Below are 17,727 nucleotides of genomic sequence, written 5' to 3'. Positions count from 1 at the left end.
GCCGCACGAAGGTGCTGCAACTGCCTCAGTACGAGGCGAACGAAAGTCGCACTGCGCTTAACTGACATGTATTACGCCATTCCTGGCGACCATTCAAACCCCATCGGTAATCGGCTTACGCACCAGCAGCAAATAGGCCAGCGCACCCACCACCGTCACACCGGCGCAAATCATCAACGCCAGGCTAAACGACTTGGTGGTATCCAGCACCCAACCGGTGATCACCGGGGCGAACGAGGCGAACACGAAGCTGGCGAAGTTCTGGATGCTGCCGACCGAGGCGGTCATGCGCGCCGTGACGTTGGCGTGAATCAGACCCCAGCACGATGTACCGGCAAAGTGGATGCAGAACAGCGCCATACCAATCATGGTGACCGCGCTGGTGGTGTCGGTGGCACGCGTTACAAAGGCGGTAAACGCGGCGGACAACAGCATGCCCGTGACGATAGAGACCTTACGCACCTTCACCGCATCATGGCCACGACGCACCAGCGCATCGACCACATAACCGTTCAGCAGCATGCCCGCCGCGCCGAACAGGAATGGAATCGCGGCCAGTAAACCGGTGCTTTTCAGGTCGAGGTTATAAGTGGATTGCAGATAGCCCGGCAGCCACGCGATATACAGCCACGCGGTGTAATTGATGCCGCTGAAGCCAATCATCATGCCCCACATGGTGCGCTGCTTGAACAGGCCGCGCCACTCGGCAAAACTCAGCGGCTCTTTGCGCGATGCTACGCTGCCCGCCTGCAAATAGTGAATCTCTTCACCGCTCAGTGTGTTGTTATCGCGATCGCGGTACATCAGATACCAGCCGATGGCGAGAAACATGCCGAGCACGCCGATAGTGATAAACATGCCGCGCCAACCCATCACCATCATCATCGCGGCCAGAATCGGTGGCGCAATCGACAAGCCAATCATCGAAGCGGCGTTAAACATGCCCATCGGCATGCCGCGATCTTTGATGTTGAACCAGTCGTTGATCACCTTGACGCCGCACGGGTTCATCGGCGCTTCGCCAATACCTAAGCCGATACGCACCAAAATAAACTGGGTGAAGTTATGCACCAAACCGGCGGCCGCCTGGAACAGCGACCAGAAGAACATGCCAATCGCCAGCATGATGCGCGGCCCTTTGCGATCGAGCAGCGCACCGCACGGCAGCTGCGCTAAGCCATACGCCAGCGAGAAGGCCGACAGCAGCACGCCAATTTCAGTCGCGGATAAACCCAGTTCTCCCCGGATGGTCATATTGGCCACCGACAGCGAACTGCGGTCGAGATAGTTGATCATGGCGGCGAACAGCAGCAGCAGCATGGCGGTAATCTGGATCTTTCTGATGCGCGGCGAGCGCACCACGTCACTGCGTGCCGGGATAAAATCTTGCCCGTCTGCAGCCGGTTGTGGCGCGTTTTCGCGGCCACGAGCCGAAGTATTTTCCATTGCGACCTCCCGGATCTGGGTACTTATCGTTATGCGTTTGTGTGGGATCCTGCGGCAGCAAAACGGTGCTGCCTCAACGGATTGACTTCGAGACTAGAAGCAATTAGATCGGGATGTTGCGGAGATGTTTCAGATTCGTGCGGGAGCTAATGCTTTGTGGTTTTTAATCGGTTTTTAATTGTACTGGCGGATCGAACGGATCATCGATGTCTTGGCGGTGCCGAGATGATTGTGCAGGGCGCACAAGGCTTCGACATCCTGACGGCTAATTAGCGCTGTCAGAATCGCCATATGTTCCTCCAGCGCCACGATATTTCTCTGCTTAAGATCGGTTTCATCCCATTGATAATGTGAGTGAAAAATCACGGAAATAATCTCCAGCGCCTGATTAAAAAACGGATTGTTAGCGGCGGAGAGAATCAGCGTGTGCATCTCTTTATCCAGCGCGGCGAAGTGACGGTAATTGCTGGCGATGGTGTCACGCATCGAACGATGGCGATCCAGCAGGTCGCGCGCCTGCATCCAGCGCTCATCCTGCGAGGGCAGGTTGAGAAAACGGGTCAACGCGTGGGTTTCCAGCATTTCACGCAGCTCAAACAGGTTCTCGGCATACTTCTGATCGAACTTCTTCATGCGCCATTGTCCGCGCTTTACCGGTTCCAGCAGGTCATAACGCATAAAGCGCAGCAGGGATTCACGTACCACAACCGGACTGACCTTCACCTGCTGGGCTAACTGCAGCTCGCTAAAAGTATCGCCCGGCATCAGTTGACGCTGATTAATCAGGTTGAAAAAGGTCTGCTCAAACTGCAGCGCCTGCTGATCGATCGGCGGCGTCAGGGCGTTAAAACCATCTTCTTCGCTGGGATCACGCACGATAACGTAGGTTTCATCCACCTTTTCCAGCACGCCGCGCTCATGCAGATGCTGCAAAGTGTGGCGCACCGTAGTGCGGCTGATGTTGAACATCTCAGCCAGCGCCGCCTGCGGGGGTAACGGCGAACGGATATGCCGTTTGGCAATGCCTTCCAGCATCTGGTTAATCACGTTCTGACGTAGATTCTGGCTGCGGCTCATACGCGTCTCCGGTTTTTTATCTATTAAAAACCATACAAAGCCCAAAAAAAGCGGTTGGCTTCACACTTCCCCCAATGCAAAACGCTGCCATCGGCGATTTTCGCCATAACTGCGACAACAGCACAGGAGAAGCCAATGACAATGATGAAAACGCTGGTAGTCGCCGAGCCGCGCCAGATGGTATGGCAGCAGCGCGCGAAGCCGACGCCCGCCGCCCATGAAGTTCTGATCAAACCGATCGCCGCCGGCATTTGTGGCACCGATATCCACGCCTGGGCCGGAAATCAGCCGTTTTTCAGCTATCCACGCGTGTTGGGGCATGAGCTGTGTGGCGAAGTGGTAGAACTCGGCAGCCAGGCCAGCGGCTTCAGGCTGGGCCAGCGCGTGGCGCTGATTCCTTACGTTGCCTGCCAGCAGTGCGATGCCTGTTTAAGTGGCAAAACCAACTGCTGCGAAAAAATCTCGGTGATTGGGGTGCATCAGGATGGCGGTTTCTGCGAATACCTTAGCGTGCCGACCAGCAATTTGCTGGCGGTGGATGAGGTTGATCCCGAAGCCGCCGCGCTGATTGAACCCTTCGCCATCAGCGCGCATGCGGTGCGCCGTGCGGCCGTTACGGCGGATGAGCAGGTTTTGGTGGTGGGTGCAGGTCCGATTGGCCTTGGCGTGGCCGCGATTGCGGCGGCGGCGGGGGCGAATGTGGTGGTGGCCGACACCAGCGAGCAACGCCGTGCACACGTAGCGCAGAAGCTGGGTTTGGCGACGGTAAATCCATTAGACGCCGATTTTGAGGCGCAGTTGCGGGCGGAGTTTGGTGGGCGTTTGCCGGCCAAAGTGATCGATGCCACCGGCAGCCCAGCGGCGATGAACGGCGCGGTGAAACTGATTCGTCACGGCGGCACCATCGTGTTTGTCGGCCTGCACAAAGGCGATCTGGTGATCCCGGATATCGAGTTCCACAAAAAGGAAACCACGCTGCTGGGCAGCCGCAACGCCACGCTGGAAGATTTCGCGAAAGTAGGCGAACTGATGGCGAACGGGCAGCTTCGTGCCGACATGATGCTCAATCGCCATTATGATTTTTCTACCCTGGCAGATCGCTTTGAAGCGGATGTGATTAACAACCGGGAACTGATTAAGGGCGTGATTCACTTCGAACGTTGATATTGGCACCAACCGTAGCGGCGCAATTTATTGCGCCAAGAGGGGTTGGCACGGTGCCTTCACTGATGCGCGCGATAGATCGCGCCGCGACAACACTGTGCCTCCTTCACCATATTGTCTGCATTGCCAAGCCAGCGTATTATCTCCCGCCTAAGGTGATGGCGTGCCACCTTCCTCAACCGCCGTTCTGGTCACAGACGGCTGATGACGCCTGACAACACTCGTATCCCTGCGCGGGAGACGGCGGTGTGTCAGGTGTTATTCTGTCCTGCCGCGGCCCTGCGCGTCATTCATTTCAGGAGCTCCAAACTATGTTGAAATCGTTACTGGCGGTGGTGCTGGGCGGTGCGGTGGGCTGTACGCTGCGTTGGTTGATCTCATTACGTTTCAACGCGCTGTTTCCCAATTTGCCGCCCGGCACCTTGATGGTGAATCTGGTGGGCGGTTTTATCATCGGTGCGGCGCTGGCTTTCTTTGTGCGTAATCCGCATATCGATCCCTTTTGGAAACTGTTAATTGTCACTGGCTTGTGTGGCGGCTTAACCACCTTTTCCACTTTTTCTGCAGAAATTGTTGGGTTGCTACAATCAGGTAAATACCTTTGGGCGATGTCGAGCGTGATGGTGCATGTTATTGGTTCGCTGCTGATGACCTTCGCCGGTTTTGCTGCGGTCAATCTGCTGGGATAACCATCGCGCTTGAAATAACTCCTCAGAGGTAGATACTGATCGCCATTCTGTGCGCGTGACGCACAGAATTTGTCACCGATTATCCGGACGATTAAGGAGCTGTGTCATGCGTTGTAACCCTAAATTCCTTAACCTGGTGTTGTTAAACGGTGAACCTGAGGAGAAGCTGCGTGCCGCACGCGCCGCCGGTTTCGATCAGGTTGAGATCTGGCGCGACGATGTGCAAGCCAGTACGCCACAGTTAGCGAAGCAGTTGCAGCTTGGCTTCACCAATGTGCAGGTGCTACGCGATTTCACCGGTGCGCCGGATCGCGACCGCCAGCAAAAACGCGAAGAGCTGCGTCAGTTTATTCAGATTGCCCAAACCATCGGCTGCGACACCATTCAGGCACCGGCCAGCACGCGTGACGATTGTGTGGCGGCGCGTATTGATGAAGATTTACGTTGGATGGCATCGGAAGCCGCGCGTTACAACATGCGCATCATGTATGAGCCGATGGCGTGGTGCAGCGTAGATAACACACTGCCGCTGGCGTGGGAACGGCTGCAACGGCTGGACCAGCCGAATATCGGTTTGGTGGTTGATCTGTTCCACATCTGCGCGTTAGGCGGCGATGCGTCGCAGCTGGATGGCATTCCCGCCGACCGTATCTACGAAGTGCAGCTGTGCGATATGGCCGACATGCCACCGCAGGATAAGCAGCCGCTCAGCGAGTACGCGCGTCACCAGCGCCTGTTGCCGGGTGATGGCATCATCGAAGTGGAACGCTTTGTCGATAAGCTGAAAAGTGCCGGTTACAGCGGGCCGGTCGGCATTGAAGTGTTCAACGATAAGTTGAAGGCGCAGCCAGCAGACGTGGCTGCGCAAAAAGCGTGGCAGGCGTTAAATCGTTACTGGCCTTAATCCTGCAAACATTGCGCAATAAAACCGGCGGCATCCATCGCACCCTGCGATGAAATGGTGTGGCCGGTTGCCGCTTCATAACGCGCTTCCACCGTCACGCCAGCCTGCTGTAAACGTTGCTCCGCCGATACGCTTTCGCTAAACGGAATCACCTCATCGGCTTTGCCGTGAATCAGCAGCGCAGGCGTATACGGCTGCGGCGTTAATGCGCCATCAAATGCCAGACGGCCGGAAAAGGCCACCACGCCAGCCAGCGGATAACGGCCCGACGCCAGCGCATCTAACGCCATGATCGAACCCTGCGAAAAGCCCACCAGAATCACTTTGTCCCACGCATCCGCCATGCCGTGCTGCGCCATCAGCTGCTGCAGCGTGTCATCAAAGGCGGCGCGCGCCTCACGCACGCGCACCGGGCGGTTTTCGGGCGTGATGCCGGTCAGGCTAAACCACTGATATCCCATCGCGTGTTCAAAAGGATAGGGCGCATTCGGCGAGGCAAACGCCACATCCGGCAGCAGGCGCGCCCAATGTTCGCCGAGCACCGCGAGATCATCGCCGTTGCTACCGACGCCATGTAAAAAAATCACTAACGCTTTTGCCATCGCCCTGTTCCTTATAAATCGTAGGCCGCCATATCCGGGCCAACCGGCACAATGCCGTTGGGATTCAACGCTTTAATTGAATAATAGCCCTGCTTGATGTGATCGATATTCACCGTCTGACGCACGCCAGAGACCGAAAGCATACTCTTTAGATAACGATCGAGCAGCGGATAGTCGCGCAGGCGGCGCAGGTTGCATTTAAACAGGCCGTGATAGGCGGCGTCAAAGCGCACCAGCGTGACGAACAGGCGGATATCCGCTTCGGTTAAGCGCTCGCCGAGCAGGAAAGTACGGCCATCCTGCAAGCGCAGCTCCAGCTCATCTAACTGGCTGAACACATCGTTGAACGCCTGCTGATAACTCACCTGTGTGGTAGCAAAACCGGCGCGATAGACGCCGTTATTCAGGCGTGGATAGATCGATTCGTTCAGCGCGTCGATCTCTGCGCGCAGATCTTCGGGATAAAGATCGATGCGATCGTCCGCCAGCGCGCCAAAGCCGCTGTTCAGCATGCGCAGGATATCGGCTGACTCATTATTGACGATGGTTTGCGTCTTTTTGTCCCACAGCACCGGCACGGTGGCGCGGCCGGTGAAATCGGCATCGGCACGGGTGTAGAGTTCGTGAAGGTATTCGGCTTTATTCAGCCAGTCGCGATCCGCGCCAGGATAATCACCGAAGCGCCAGCCTTGCGCGCCGAGCTGCGGCTCAACCACCGACACGCTGATGACCTTATCCAGCCCTTTCAGACTGCGCGCCAGCAGCGTGCGCGAGGCCCACGGACAAATCAGCGCCACATAGAGGTGATAACGATCCGGCTCGGCAGCGAATGCGCTGGAACCATCTGCACTAATCCAGTGACGAAAACTGGAGGTCTGGCGCACAAATCCGCCTTGTTGATCGGTGGCTTGCACCGGATGCCACTCTGCACTCCACTTACCGTTTACCAGCATCGTCTTCTCTCCTCAGTGTTGATGAAGTGAGCATACAGCGCTGCTGGTTAGGCGATAATCCGGGCAAAATGGCTTTCATTGCTTCCAAAATGGAAGGAATTAGCCGGGCGGATGGTGCTGGAAATGGGCGGCGAGGAAATCGATCAACAGCCGGGTTTTCTGCGCCAGATGACGCGCCGGCGGATAGAGCGCGAACAGGCCCATGGGCGGCGTGGCGAATTCCTCTAATAGCGAGACGATTTCACCGCGCTGCAGTGCGGGTGCGGCAATAAAACCTGGTAGCCGCGCAATGCCCAATCCGGCGATCGCCGCCTGCAAACAGGCTTCGGTATTGGAGAAACAGAGACGACCGCGAATCGGCATGCTGACGCTGTCGCCGCACGGCGTGACAAACGGCCAGTGCCAGGGATCGCGGAAGTTGGTATCGCTGATGCACTGATGTGCCGCCAAATCGCGCCAGTGCTGCGGCGTGCCGTGTTGCAGCAGATAACCGGAAGACGCCGCCACGCGGATCGGCACATCGCCGAGGCGGCGCGCGATTAGGCTGCTGTCATCAAGCTTGCCGATGCGGATCGCCATATCAAAGCCTTCATCGACGATGTTAACTGCACGATCGGAGAAGGTCACGTCGAGTTCGATCTGCGGATAATGACGCGCGAACTCCACCAGCACGCTGGCCAACACCGCAGTACCAAAGGTACCGGGCGCGCTGATTTTCAGGCGGCCGCTCGGCGTAGTGGCGCTGTCGCGCACCGTGGCATCCAGCGTATCAAAGGCTTCCAGCAGGGTTTTTACCCGCTCGTAATAGGCGCGACCGATTTCGGTGGGCGAGAGCGCGCGCGTGCTGCGTTTAAACAGCTGCACCCCGAGTTCCTGCTCCAGCCGGGAGACCAGCTTCGACGCCTGGCCGCTGCTGGTGCCGAGGCGTTCAGCCGCCCCGGCGAAGCTGCCCACTTCCAGCACGGCGACAAACATGCGGTCACAATCGAGGCGATCCATGAACATTCCAGCTGACGAGAAAATCGTAGGGTGCGGCCTGCGGGCCGCCCGTGTCAAATTCTGCACTGTGCATTTGGGGTGCAGTTCATGACTGGCAACCCTACAAAATCGCGCCGGTCCGCTGTGGATAACCGCCGCACCGGGCTAGACGGTCGGGGAAGGGAAATCGAAGCAGAACGCAGTCAGACTGGTGCAGGAGTAACGAACGATGACAAAGCTGGAAAAACAGTTGCTGAGCGCATTAAAGCAGCTACAGCAGGACTATTCGCTGCGGATGAGGGAGTGGGACGCCGCCTTAGGGGAATTGCAAACGATGTTTGGCACTACGCAACGGATGTTATGTTCAATTCACCCGCGAGGCTGTCTGATCTAAAGAGCATTTTTCAATAAAGTAATTCAGGTGTGAAACTAATGGGGTATGATTAACCCCCATTAACCCTATAAATCAAATGGAATTGGAATGGAGATAGTTGGCGATAACACCTGTGTAACCAGCGTTGTACCCAAATCTAAAACCGTACTGTGCCGGGGTAAACCCCGGAAATACTGGATGGAGTTGCAGTTTGTTGATGAAAACAACGTGCCGGTTTCCGGACTGAACGTCAGTCTTGAATATCATCCTCTGGCTACGGCTGCGGAGGTGGCTGCGTCAAAACGGTTTGGCAAAGACGGCTACGATCCGACGCCTCCGCCAAATCCGCCGGTCGGCGTCACCGACAGCCAGGGCCTGGTGCGGTTTGATAACCTGTACTGGATCGGCGTTAACGTAAAAGCTGACGGGCAGCAGCTGGCTGACGAGATGGAGCAGCGCCCCTTGGGCGTCAGGCGCAACCCGAACAGCCATCCGGAAAGTAAAAACCGTTCCAGGCCGGCCACCCGGGATCTTACATGGCAGTCAGACGTGCAGAAAAAGGCGGATGCGGCCGGCCAGCGGCACCACTACGTGACAATCGGACAGCTCTGCGACCGGCTTCCAGTGATTGATAACTGGAAAGAGAATGAGCCACCCCGGTTTCATTTCCCCAGCGGCGATGTGATGAAAGGGACGCCGATTGCGCGGGAAGGCCTGGATCAGCGACATGTCATCGAAGTCTGTCCATTCCGGGCGTGGTCGCTGGTGCTGCACGACACGAAAGATTACTCGCTGGCAAACGGCTATAACCTTGGGGTGATGGCCGATATGGCCTACGCAAAGGGCGGTGATACGGTCATAAAACAGTTCTTTTTTGAACAGTGTCTGGATCTGTCCCGCACGCCCGAATACATCGACTTTCCGTCGTTTTCTCAGGCTCTGGTCGTTGACGTGCCGTTCAGTCAGCGTTATACCGCTGCCGAGTTTCTTGATTCAGCAGGCAAAAGTGGTGGTGACAACGATCGTCCGTTGCTCGACAGTACGCAGCTTTTTTACATCGAAAATGCAGAGCAGGTGGTGGTGTCGTGGCGGGGAACGCAGGAGCTCCCCGACTGGCTGACGGATGCCTCTTTTTCGCCACAGCCCTGTCCCGCTGAACTGGCAAAAGCCGGGCGTATTCACGGCGGTTTTTTAGATGCCTACCATCTGGCTAAACGGCGTTTTGATGCACAGTTTTCAGCGATAAGAGCGTCACTTGCTAAAGATGGGAAGAAAAAATTGTTTATCTGCGGGCACAGTCTTGGGGGCGCTCTGGGGCTGACTTATGCTGCAGAGATGAAGGCTATTGAGCCGATCCTTTACACCTACGGTATGCCGCGCACCTTCACTGCGGACGCGGTGGGACGCCTGTATCAGGTGACCCATTACCGGCACGTTAACGACAGCGACACCATCACCAGCGTGCCGTTTGATGCCAATCTGGACAACTGGCTGTACGGCAAGTTTGGGCCTCTCGGCGCCACGTTAGGTTTTTTCTGGGCTCTGACCACCGAACTGCCGGCGCAGATGGGAGGGCTGTATATCGGGGAACACTACTGGCACCACGGCAAGCCGGTGGTGTTCTTCCGCACTACCCAGACCGGTTCATTCGAAGAATGCAGGGTGATGATGAATCCGAATACGTGCAGACGGCTGAAATACAGCCAGCAGTACAAGGTGAAGCTGTTCCTCGTTCCGTCAATGGCAGAGACAGAAAGCGAGGAGGCGAAAGAGGCGCAGGAGGCGTTTATCAGCGAGTTTCCGATGGCCGATATTCAGAAGATTTTCCCACGCAATACCAACCCCGCTTTTGACCACGCGAGCAACCCCGCCCGGCACTCGATGGTGAAAGAGTACCTGCCGTTTCTGAATAACCAACTGCTCGAGATAGCTGATCCGGAGCGGAAGCTGGGCCGTAAAACGTACAGGGCCGACTTCAGGCAGCAGATGGACACATTCGGTGACAGCTCTCCCCCGGAGGAGCTGAAGCGAAACCGGATGTTCCTGGCTCTGCAGGATATGGTGGGGAATTCGCTGATTATTACCCGAAAGTATCCTGGCGGAGAAAATGCTCTCATTCGTTTCAAATCGGTTGCGGAGGAAGAAGTTGAACTGTCTAACTAAAACGCTCGCGGCGCTTTTTCCGGCAATTGCACTGTTGCCGCTGAGCGGCTGCGCCAGTCGTCTGGACTATACGCTGAACCCTCCTGTGAGTAACGATTGGGTGACTGTGACCGTAAAATTACCGCAGGAAACGGAGGCGCTGCCGCTGGATGTTTTGTACCGCTCAGAGACGTGTCGGAAAGAGGTCTATGACAACACCACTGAGTCGCATGTGACTGCGGTCAGGGGGCTGAATCCTAAACTGGTGACGTTGCAACCTCAGGGGAATGGTGATATCCGGCAGGCGCGGGTCGCCGTTGACGGGGGCGGTCGATGTGAATGGAAGCTCAGTGCTATAAGGGTTGATATACAGCTGAAAGGAGATGATCCGTTAGCCTCGGGGAAACATATTCTTCCAACAAGCTATGTTTTTGGTTTTGATGATCAGGCTTATGGAAGCGGTGAAGGTTCCGGCAGAAAGCGGGAAGTTCATGGCGATTTAACGTTAAAAAACGAGCTATTTCCCATGACCGTCTTTAATCGCGTATTTAATGAGAACACTATAGCGCTGTTTGGCGGAGATACTAACTATGAAAAATGGAGCCGCCACTACAGGCTTTTTGATTCAAAACATATACTTATCGAGCCAGTATTATATTCAAAAAAAATAGTTAGTCTTGAAACCCCTAAGAGCCGGAAGGATAGCCCAGGGATGACCGTATTGTATCCAGATGGGTCAACTGAAAAGGTCGATGACATTTATCCGAACTACGACAAACTGCTTCGGATGAAATAGTTACTTGTTTATCGTTCTGAAAAGGATCTTCTAGAGATCCTTTTTTTCTGCGCGTAATCTCTTGCTCTGTAAACGAAAAAACCACCCGGCAAGGTGGTTTTTCCGAAGGATCAGAGACCGGCAAGTTTCTGAACTGTGGTAACTGGGTGTACGAAACCGCAATTACCAAAACTGGAGTGAACCCGTTCCCCTACACATTCAGTGCGCTGCACCTTTTCCCACGCGGGAAAACCTGTTGAACTAGGCGCCTGCTTTCATCTGGCCGGGAGCCGTGAATGTCTTTGCTACATCTGTCGTCGCTGGCGGAGATCTCCGCCGTCGAATGGGATGCGCTGTTACCTGACGATCAACCGTTTTTACGCCACGCATTTCTCTTGTCACTTGAAGAGAGCGGCAGCGTGCGGCCCGAAAACGGCTGGCAGACGGATCACCTGCTGTGGCGCGAAAACGGCACGCTGCGTGCGGCGCTGCCGGGCTATCGCAAACGCCATTCGCGCGGTGAATATGTGTTTGACCATGCGTGGGCGGATGCCTGTCAGCGCGCCGGTATTCCTTACTATCCGAAATGGCTGGGCGCGATTCCGTTCAGTCCGGTGACTGGCGCACGCCTGCTGGGCGATGAAGAAGCGGTGCTGAAACTGCTCAGCGTGCTGCCGGATAACCTCTATCAACACGGTCTGAGCGGCGCGCACATCAACTTCACCACGCCGTTCGCCAACCACATCATGCAGCAGCAGCCAGACTGGCTGGAGCGCCTCGGCTTGCAGTATCACTGGCACAACAAAGGCTACCGCGATTTTCAGGATTTCCTCGACACGCTGATGTCGCGCAAGCGCAAACAATTGCGTAAAGAGCGTGAGCAGGTGATGAGCAGCGGCTTTGAATTCAGCTGGTATCGCGGCGATGAGCTGCGCGAAGATCAGTGGGATTTTGTTTACACCTGTTATGCCAACACTTACGCGGTGCGCGGCCAGCGGCCCTATCTGACGCGCCACTTCTTTAGCCTGCTGGCGGAGCGCATGCCGCATTCGATTCGCGTGGTGATTTCCTCGCTACAAGGGCAACCGGCAGCGATGGCGTTCTGCTTAATGGACGGCAACACGCTGTATGGCCGCTATTGGGGCTGTCTGGCGGAGTTTGATCGTCTGCATTTCGAAACCTGCTTCTATCAGGGCATGGATTTCGCCATCGCGGAAGGTGTGCAGCGTTTTGATGCGGGCGCGCAGGGCGAGCATAAGCTGGTGCGCGGCTTTGAGCCGCACATTACCCACTCGTGGCACTATCTGTGTCATCCCGGTTTGCGCGATGCGGTGGCGGATTTTCTGCTGCAGGAACGGGAAGGCGTGCGCGGCTGGGCAATTGAAGCGCGCGACGCCTTACCGTATCGGCGTGGTGATTAATCCGCGCCGACAAAACCGCCGGTCTGATGCTGCCACAGGCGCGCGTAAAGTCCGCCGTGCGCCAGCAGTTCGCGGTGGTTGCCCATCTCGACAATCTCACCCTGCTCCAGCACCACCAGACGATCCATTTTGGCGATAGTGGAAAGACGGTGCGCGATAGCAATCACCGTTTTGCCCTGCATCAGCGTTTCCAGGCTCTCCTGAATCGCCGCTTCCACCTCGGAATCCAGCGCCGAGGTGGCTTCGTCCATGATCAGAATCGGCGCATCTTTCAGCAGCACGCGCGCGATGGCGATACGCTGACGTTGACCGCCCGACAGCTTCACGCCGCGCTCGCCCACGTGCGCATCCAGCCCGGTGCGGCCTTGCGGATCAGAAAGCAGCGGAATGAACTCGTCGGCGCGCGCGCGGATAATCGCCGCCTGCAACTCCTCTTCCGTCGCATCCGGACGACCATACAGCAGGTTTTCGCGAATTGAGCGGTGCAGCAGCGACGTGTCCTGCGTGATCATGCCGATTTGCCCGCGCAGGCTCTCTTGCGTCACTTCAGCGATGTTCTGATCGTCAATCACAATGCGGCCGCTGTTGATGTCATACAGCCGCAGCAGCAGATTCACTAGGGTGGATTTACCGGCGCCAGACGGCCCAATCAAACCGATCTTCTCGCCCGGCTTGATGTTGAGGTTGAGGCGATTGATCACCTGACGGCTGCCGCCATAATCAAAGCGCACATCCTCAAAACGAATCTGGCCGCGCGTCACCTGCATGTTTTTCGCATTCGGTTCATCCTGCACGCTCAGCGGCTGCGCGATGGTATTTAGGCCGTCCTGCACCATGCCGATGTTTTCGAAGATGCCGTTCACCACCCACATGATCCAGCCGGACATGTTCACCAGACGGATCACCAAACCGGTCGCCAGCGCAATCGCGCCAACGCTGATCAGCGACTGGCTCCACAACCACAGCGCCAGGCCGGAGGTGCTGACAATCAGCAAGCCATTCAGCGTTGAGAGCGTGATATCCATGGTGGTGACCATGCGGCTGGCGTGCTGGGTTTTGTCGGTTTGCTCCTGAATGGCTTCGCGCGCGTAACGCTTCTCCAGATCGTTATGCGAAAACAGTTTGATGGTGGCGATGTTGGTGTAGCCGTCGACAATGGTGCCCATCAATTTCGAGCGCGCTTCCGATGACACCACCGAACGCTGTTTAACGCGCGGCACAAAGAAGCTCAGCGACACGCTGTAAGCCACAATCCAGATCACCAGCGGAATCATCAAGCGCCAGTCGGCTTCGGCGAACAGCACCAGCGAGGTCACCGCGTAAATCACCACGTGCCAGATGGCGTCCACCAGCTGTACCGCCGAATCACGCAGCGAGTTACCGGTCTGCATGATGCGCTGGGCAATGCGCCCGGCAAAATCGTTCTGGAAGAAATTCAGGCTTTGACGCAGCACGTAGTTGTGATGCTGCCAGCGGATCATGCTGGTCATGCTCGGGTTAATACTTTGATGCACCAGCATATCGTGCGCAGCAATCACCACCGGCCGCAGAATCAGCGCAACAAAACCCATCCACAGTAATATTTGCCAGTTATCGCTGAACAGCGAAGCGGGCGTCGAGTGATTAACCAGGTCAATGATGCGGCTGAGATAGCTGAACAGCGCCACTTCGATCAGTGCTTGCGCCAGCCCGACAATCAGCAGCGCGACAAAGCTCGGCCACACCTGACGCAGATAGTAGAAGTAGAACGGCCAGACGCTGGCGGGTGGGGAATCGGTTGGCGCATCCTGGAAAATATTGATAAAACGTTCAAAACGGCGATACAACATAGAATCACTCTTCCCGAAATGGTGAGAGTTAACAGCTTAGTGCAAGTGAAAAGGGATTACCGACATGGATTTACACATTCGCGGTCGTGAGCCGGGCGATGCCGCCGCCTACCAACGCCTATACAGCCATCCTGACGTTTATCGCTGGACCACGCAGTTGCCTTGTCCGAGCATAGCGACCTGGCAGAAAAAATTCGAAAAGATGGATGAGCTGGGATACATCGGCTTTGTTGCGGAGATTGAGGGTGCGATGGTCGGTGAGCTCACGCTGTTTGTCGAACAGCGTCCGCGCACGCGTCACAGCATCAGTTTTGGTATCAGCGTCGATCCGGCGTTTGGCGGGCGCGGCATTGGTGAAAAGCTGATCCGCAACGCCATCGATTACGCCTTCAACTGGCTCGGCATCATGCGCATTGAGCTGGAAGTGTTTCATGATAACGAACGCGCGCTGGGCCTTTATCAAAAGCTGGGCTTCGAGCGCGAGGGCGTGAAGCGCAAAGCCTGCCTGCGCGACGGCGAATATCACGATATCGTGCAGATGGCTAAACTAAAAAACTGATGGGTTTTGCGCAATAAATTGCGCCGCTACGGTTTTTGCACATGTTGTAGCGGCGCGATTCATCGCTCGCGTTTGACCTTTTACTGACTCTTCTCAACGTACTTCTGCATATTCTCTTTGGTCACCAGCTCAAACGGGATCCACACGTGTGAATCCACTTTCTCGCCTTTGATCAGCCTCTGTGCCACATCCACCGACGTTTTGCCCTGGCCGACCGCATCCTGGAAAACCGTGACCTGAATTTTGTCCTGCGACAGCGCTTTCAGGCCGTCTGGCGTAGCATCGATACCGCCAATCAGCACCTTTTTATTGCTTTTAGCCAGCGCCATGGCCGCGCCTATCGCCATCTCATCGTTATTAGCCGCAACGATATCAATCGCTTCATCGTTGCCCAGCCAGCTATTCATCAAATCCATGCCTTCATTGCGCGCGTAGTTGGCGGGCTGTTTCTGTACCACTTTCATGCCGGGATATTTCGCCACCACTTGCTCAACGTCTTTGGTGCGTTGCAGCGCACCGGCGTCGGTCAGGTTACCGATCATGATCGCCACATTGCCTTTGTAGTTAGCCATTTTCGCCAGCGCTTCCATCTGCAAGGTGCCGGATTCACGCTCGTCGGAGCCGACAAACACCACGCCGGCCGGCAGCGATTTATCGCCCGGCGTGCGGTTGACGTACACCAGCGGAATTTTTGCCTGCTGCGCCAGCCTGGTGAGCTGCGGCGTGCTGGCGGAATCGACCGGATCGACGATGATCGCATCCATGCCCGCACCGATAAAACTCTGCACCTGATCGGTCTGACGTCCCACATCGCCGCGTGCATCTTCAAACTGAATATCAAGCCCACGCGCTTTGGCTTCTTTATCAATCGACTGGCGAATAATGGTGAGGAAGTTTTGATCGAAGTAGGCCATCGACACGCCAATTTTTTCCGCCAGCGCCGAGGCTGACGTTGAGAGCAGGCCGAGCAACACAATCGCCTTGAGGGTTTTCATCGCAGACTCCAGAGTAAGCTTGTTATTAGAATGAATGTTTCATTGAGTTTAAAAATGGCTCAATGAAATCATTTTCAGCCTACGAGGCCGCCACCCGGCTGACAATCGGCAAGGTTGGATTTTGCAGCTAAGCGCACACTTTGCTCTCGGGTGCGTCTTTCCTTCGCGCACTCATAGTTGCACTGCGAAGGATTTTCTTAGAGTTGGCGCACATTGCGGTGCAACAGCCTGATGATTTTTGAGGTTCTGTGCAGCACAGCACCTCACTTTGTGCCAGCGGCTAAATCTGGCGCTATTTTGCGCCGTCGATTCCGCCATTCGCACAATGACCGTGGGTGAAACTGCTTTCTATAGTTGCTCAACAGGGAAATAAAGCGGTATTCCGGCATGTTTCATTTGAGGAATTCAGCCCATGCAAAAAGCCAATCATCGTCCACAGAACAGCCACGTACGTATTGGGATCCTTTGCCTGATCCTGTTTCTTTCCGTGGTGGCGTACGCCGACCGCTCGATCCTGTCGATCTCAGGATCGGCGATCAAAGATGAGTTTGGACTTTCAGCGATCCAGCTTGGTCTGATCCTCTCGGCGTTTAGCTGGGCCTATGTGATCGGCCAGATCCCCGGCGGCCTGTTTCTCGATCGCTTTGGCACCAAAAAAGTGTATGGCGTGACGCTGGCGCTGTGGTCGATCTCCACGTTGCTGATGGGCTTTGTCGGCGAGTTCTCCAGCGGCATGACCATGGCGCTCACGCTGATGTTTGCGCTGCGTTTCGCGCTGGGCCTGATTGAAGCACCGAGTTTTCCCGCCAATGCGCGCGCAGTGATCATGTGGTTCCCCAGCGCTGAACGCGGCCGTGCTTCTTCACTCTTTGCCTCGGCGCAATATTTTGCCGTCGCCATCTTTTCGCCGCTTTCCGGCTGGCTGGTGTCGCGCTTCGGCTGGGAATGGCCGTTCTTTGTGCTGGGCGGCATTGGCGTGCTGGCAGTGTTTGTCTGGATGGGCTTAATGCGCAGCCCGCGCCATCATCCGCAGGTCTCGGAAAATGAATTGCGCTACATTGAGCAGGGCGGTGCGCTGGTTGATATCGATTCGGCACAAACGCTAAAAGCGCGTCCGCCGTTGAGCAAAGCGATGTTCAGGAAGCTGCTCAGCAACCGCATGCTGTGGTGCGCCTATATCGGCCAATACTGCATCATCGCGTTGAGCTACTTCTTCATTACCTGGTTCCCGATCTATCTGGTGCAGGCGCGCGGCATGAATATTCTTGATGCCGGCTTTGCCACCATCGCACCGGCGGTATTTGGTTTTCTCGGCGGCATCAGCGGTGGCTATATCTCCGACAAACTGCTGGCAAGCGGCTGGAGTTTATCCTGGGCGCGTAAAACGCCGTATATTGTCGGCATGCTGATGGCGGCATCGCTGGTTCTGGCGGCGGTGATCCCCAGCAACGTCGGCATTATCGCCATGATGTCGTTCGCCTTCTTTGGTAAAGGCGTGGCGGCGGGCGCCGGAACCTGGACGATTGTCAGCGATACCGCACCGAAAGAAGCGGTTGGCCTGGCGGGCGCGATTTTTAACGGCATCGGCAATATGGCGGGTTTTATCACGCCGCTGCTGTTTGGCATCATCGTCGGCTTGACCGGCAGCTACAGCATCGGGCTGGTGTTTGTCGGCGCGCACTGCGTGGTGGCTGCACTGCTGTTCCTGCTGGTAATGGGACCGATTGAACGTGTTGGTGCGGAGCAGAATTCCGTAGCCTCTTATGAAAAGCAGGAGAAGGAGCAAGGCATTAAAGCGGTTTAATACTTGGATCATATTT

At 56.0% G+C, this 17,727-nt stretch carries 16 protein-coding genes and 1 riboswitch; of the genes, 9 read left to right on the top strand and 7 right to left on the bottom strand.

Features of this window, described 5'->3' with window-relative positions; all coding sequences use genetic code 11:
• Positions 1-93: 93 nt before the first annotated feature.
• On the bottom strand, positions 94-1,446 hold the full coding sequence (locus tag P6287_RS18420) for an MFS transporter (RefSeq protein WP_192236922.1): 1,353 nt from the start codon (positions 1,444-1,446) through the stop codon (positions 94-96).
• 174 nt (positions 1,447-1,620) lie between these two features.
• On the bottom strand, positions 1,621-2,523 hold the full coding sequence (locus tag P6287_RS18415; RefSeq protein ID WP_277974219.1) for a GntR family transcriptional regulator: 903 nt from the start codon (positions 2,521-2,523) through the stop codon (positions 1,621-1,623).
• A gap of 135 nt (positions 2,524-2,658) precedes the next feature.
• Between P6287_RS18415 and P6287_RS18410 the strand changes: the two genes are divergently transcribed.
• The 3 genes from P6287_RS18410 (at position 2,659) to P6287_RS18400 (ending at position 5,280) form a co-directional block, all read left to right on the top strand.
• On the top strand, positions 2,659-3,687 hold the full coding sequence (locus P6287_RS18410) for a zinc-binding alcohol dehydrogenase family protein (RefSeq protein WP_277974218.1): 1,029 nt from the start codon (positions 2,659-2,661) through the stop codon (positions 3,685-3,687).
• A 145-nt stretch (positions 3,688-3,832) separates the two neighbouring features.
• Positions 3,833-3,908: riboswitch (Fluoride riboswitch) on the top strand.
• A gap of 90 nt (positions 3,909-3,998) precedes the next feature.
• The gene (gene crcB / locus P6287_RS18405; RefSeq protein WP_101762757.1) at positions 3,999-4,376 is read left to right on the top strand and encodes a fluoride efflux transporter CrcB; all 378 of its coding nucleotides are present in this window, start codon (positions 3,999-4,001) and stop codon (positions 4,374-4,376) included.
• Positions 4,377-4,482: 106 nt separating this feature from the next.
• The gene (locus tag P6287_RS18400; protein ID WP_217549840.1) at positions 4,483-5,280 is read left to right on the top strand and encodes a sugar phosphate isomerase/epimerase family protein; all 798 of its coding nucleotides are present in this window, start codon (positions 4,483-4,485) and stop codon (positions 5,278-5,280) included.
• On the opposite strand, the gene P6287_RS18395 is transcribed toward P6287_RS18400, so the two are convergent.
• The 3 genes from P6287_RS18395 to P6287_RS18385 form a co-directional block, all read right to left on the bottom strand.
• The gene (locus tag P6287_RS18395; RefSeq protein ID WP_277974217.1) at positions 5,277-5,882 is read right to left on the bottom strand and encodes a prolyl oligopeptidase family serine peptidase; all 606 of its coding nucleotides are present in this window, start codon (positions 5,880-5,882) and stop codon (positions 5,277-5,279) included. The two genes, P6287_RS18400 and P6287_RS18395, sit on opposite strands and share 4 nt — an antisense overlap.
• An 11-nt stretch (positions 5,883-5,893) precedes the next feature.
• Entirely contained in the window at positions 5,894-6,835 is a 942-nt protein-coding gene (locus tag P6287_RS18390) for a glutathione S-transferase family protein (protein WP_192415473.1), read from the bottom strand.
• 99 nt (positions 6,836-6,934) lie between these two features.
• A complete protein-coding gene (locus P6287_RS18385; RefSeq protein ID WP_277974216.1) occupies positions 6,935-7,834 on the bottom strand; it encodes a LysR family transcriptional regulator in 900 nt (299 codons plus the stop codon).
• 208 nt (positions 7,835-8,042) lie between these two features.
• Between P6287_RS18385 and P6287_RS18380 the strand changes: the two genes are divergently transcribed.
• The 4 genes from P6287_RS18380 to P6287_RS18365 all read left to right on the top strand — a co-directional run bounded on the left by P6287_RS18380 (position 8,043) and on the right by P6287_RS18365 (position 12,524).
• Complete coding sequence (locus tag P6287_RS18380) at positions 8,043-8,207, top strand: MbeD family mobilization/exclusion protein (RefSeq protein ID WP_110867689.1); 165 nt, start codon at positions 8,043-8,045, stop codon at positions 8,205-8,207.
• 177 nt (positions 8,208-8,384) lie between these two features.
• Positions 8,385-10,349: a lipase family protein gene (locus P6287_RS18375; RefSeq protein WP_277974215.1), complete on the top strand. Its 1,965-nt coding sequence runs from the start codon at positions 8,385-8,387 to the stop codon at positions 10,347-10,349.
• Positions 10,333-11,124, top strand: a complete 792-nt coding sequence (locus P6287_RS18370) for a hypothetical protein (protein WP_277974214.1) — start codon at positions 10,333-10,335, stop codon at positions 11,122-11,124. The genes P6287_RS18375 and P6287_RS18370 overlap by 17 nt, the downstream gene beginning before the upstream one ends.
• A gap of 275 nt (positions 11,125-11,399) precedes the next feature.
• Positions 11,400-12,524 (top strand): GNAT family N-acetyltransferase, encoded by a 1,125-nt coding sequence (locus tag P6287_RS18365; protein WP_277974213.1) that lies wholly within the window; start codon positions 11,400-11,402, stop codon positions 12,522-12,524.
• On the opposite strand, the gene P6287_RS18360 is transcribed toward P6287_RS18365, so the two are convergent.
• Positions 12,521-14,353 carry an ABC transporter ATP-binding protein gene (locus tag P6287_RS18360; RefSeq protein ID WP_110867683.1) on the bottom strand — a complete coding sequence of 611 codons (1,833 nt, stop codon included), beginning with the start codon at positions 14,351-14,353 and terminating at the stop codon, positions 12,521-12,523. The two genes, P6287_RS18365 and P6287_RS18360, sit on opposite strands and share 4 nt — an antisense overlap.
• A 64-nt stretch (positions 14,354-14,417) precedes the next feature.
• On the opposite strand from P6287_RS18360, the gene P6287_RS18355 reads away from it, so the two are divergent.
• Positions 14,418-14,912 carry a GNAT family N-acetyltransferase gene (locus P6287_RS18355; protein ID WP_277974212.1) on the top strand — a complete coding sequence of 165 codons (495 nt, stop codon included), beginning with the start codon at positions 14,418-14,420 and terminating at the stop codon, positions 14,910-14,912.
• An 80-nt stretch (positions 14,913-14,992) separates the two neighbouring features.
• On the opposite strand, the gene P6287_RS18350 is transcribed toward P6287_RS18355, so the two are convergent.
• On the bottom strand, positions 14,993-15,907 hold the full coding sequence (locus P6287_RS18350) for a sugar ABC transporter substrate-binding protein (protein ID WP_277974211.1): 915 nt from the start codon (positions 15,905-15,907) through the stop codon (positions 14,993-14,995).
• A 412-nt stretch (positions 15,908-16,319) separates the two neighbouring features.
• Between P6287_RS18350 and P6287_RS18345 the strand changes: the two genes are divergently transcribed.
• Positions 16,320-17,711 (top strand): MFS transporter, encoded by a 1,392-nt coding sequence (locus P6287_RS18345; RefSeq protein ID WP_277974210.1) that lies wholly within the window; start codon positions 16,320-16,322, stop codon positions 17,709-17,711.
• Positions 17,712-17,727: the final 16 nt, after the last annotated feature.

The organism is Pantoea sp. X85 (assembly GCF_029623675.1).
Lineage (GTDB): Bacteria > Pseudomonadota > Gammaproteobacteria > Enterobacterales > Enterobacteriaceae > Pantoea > Pantoea leporis.
Note: the sequence above shows the minus strand (reverse complement) of the source record. Positions and strands in the feature narration are given on the sequence as shown.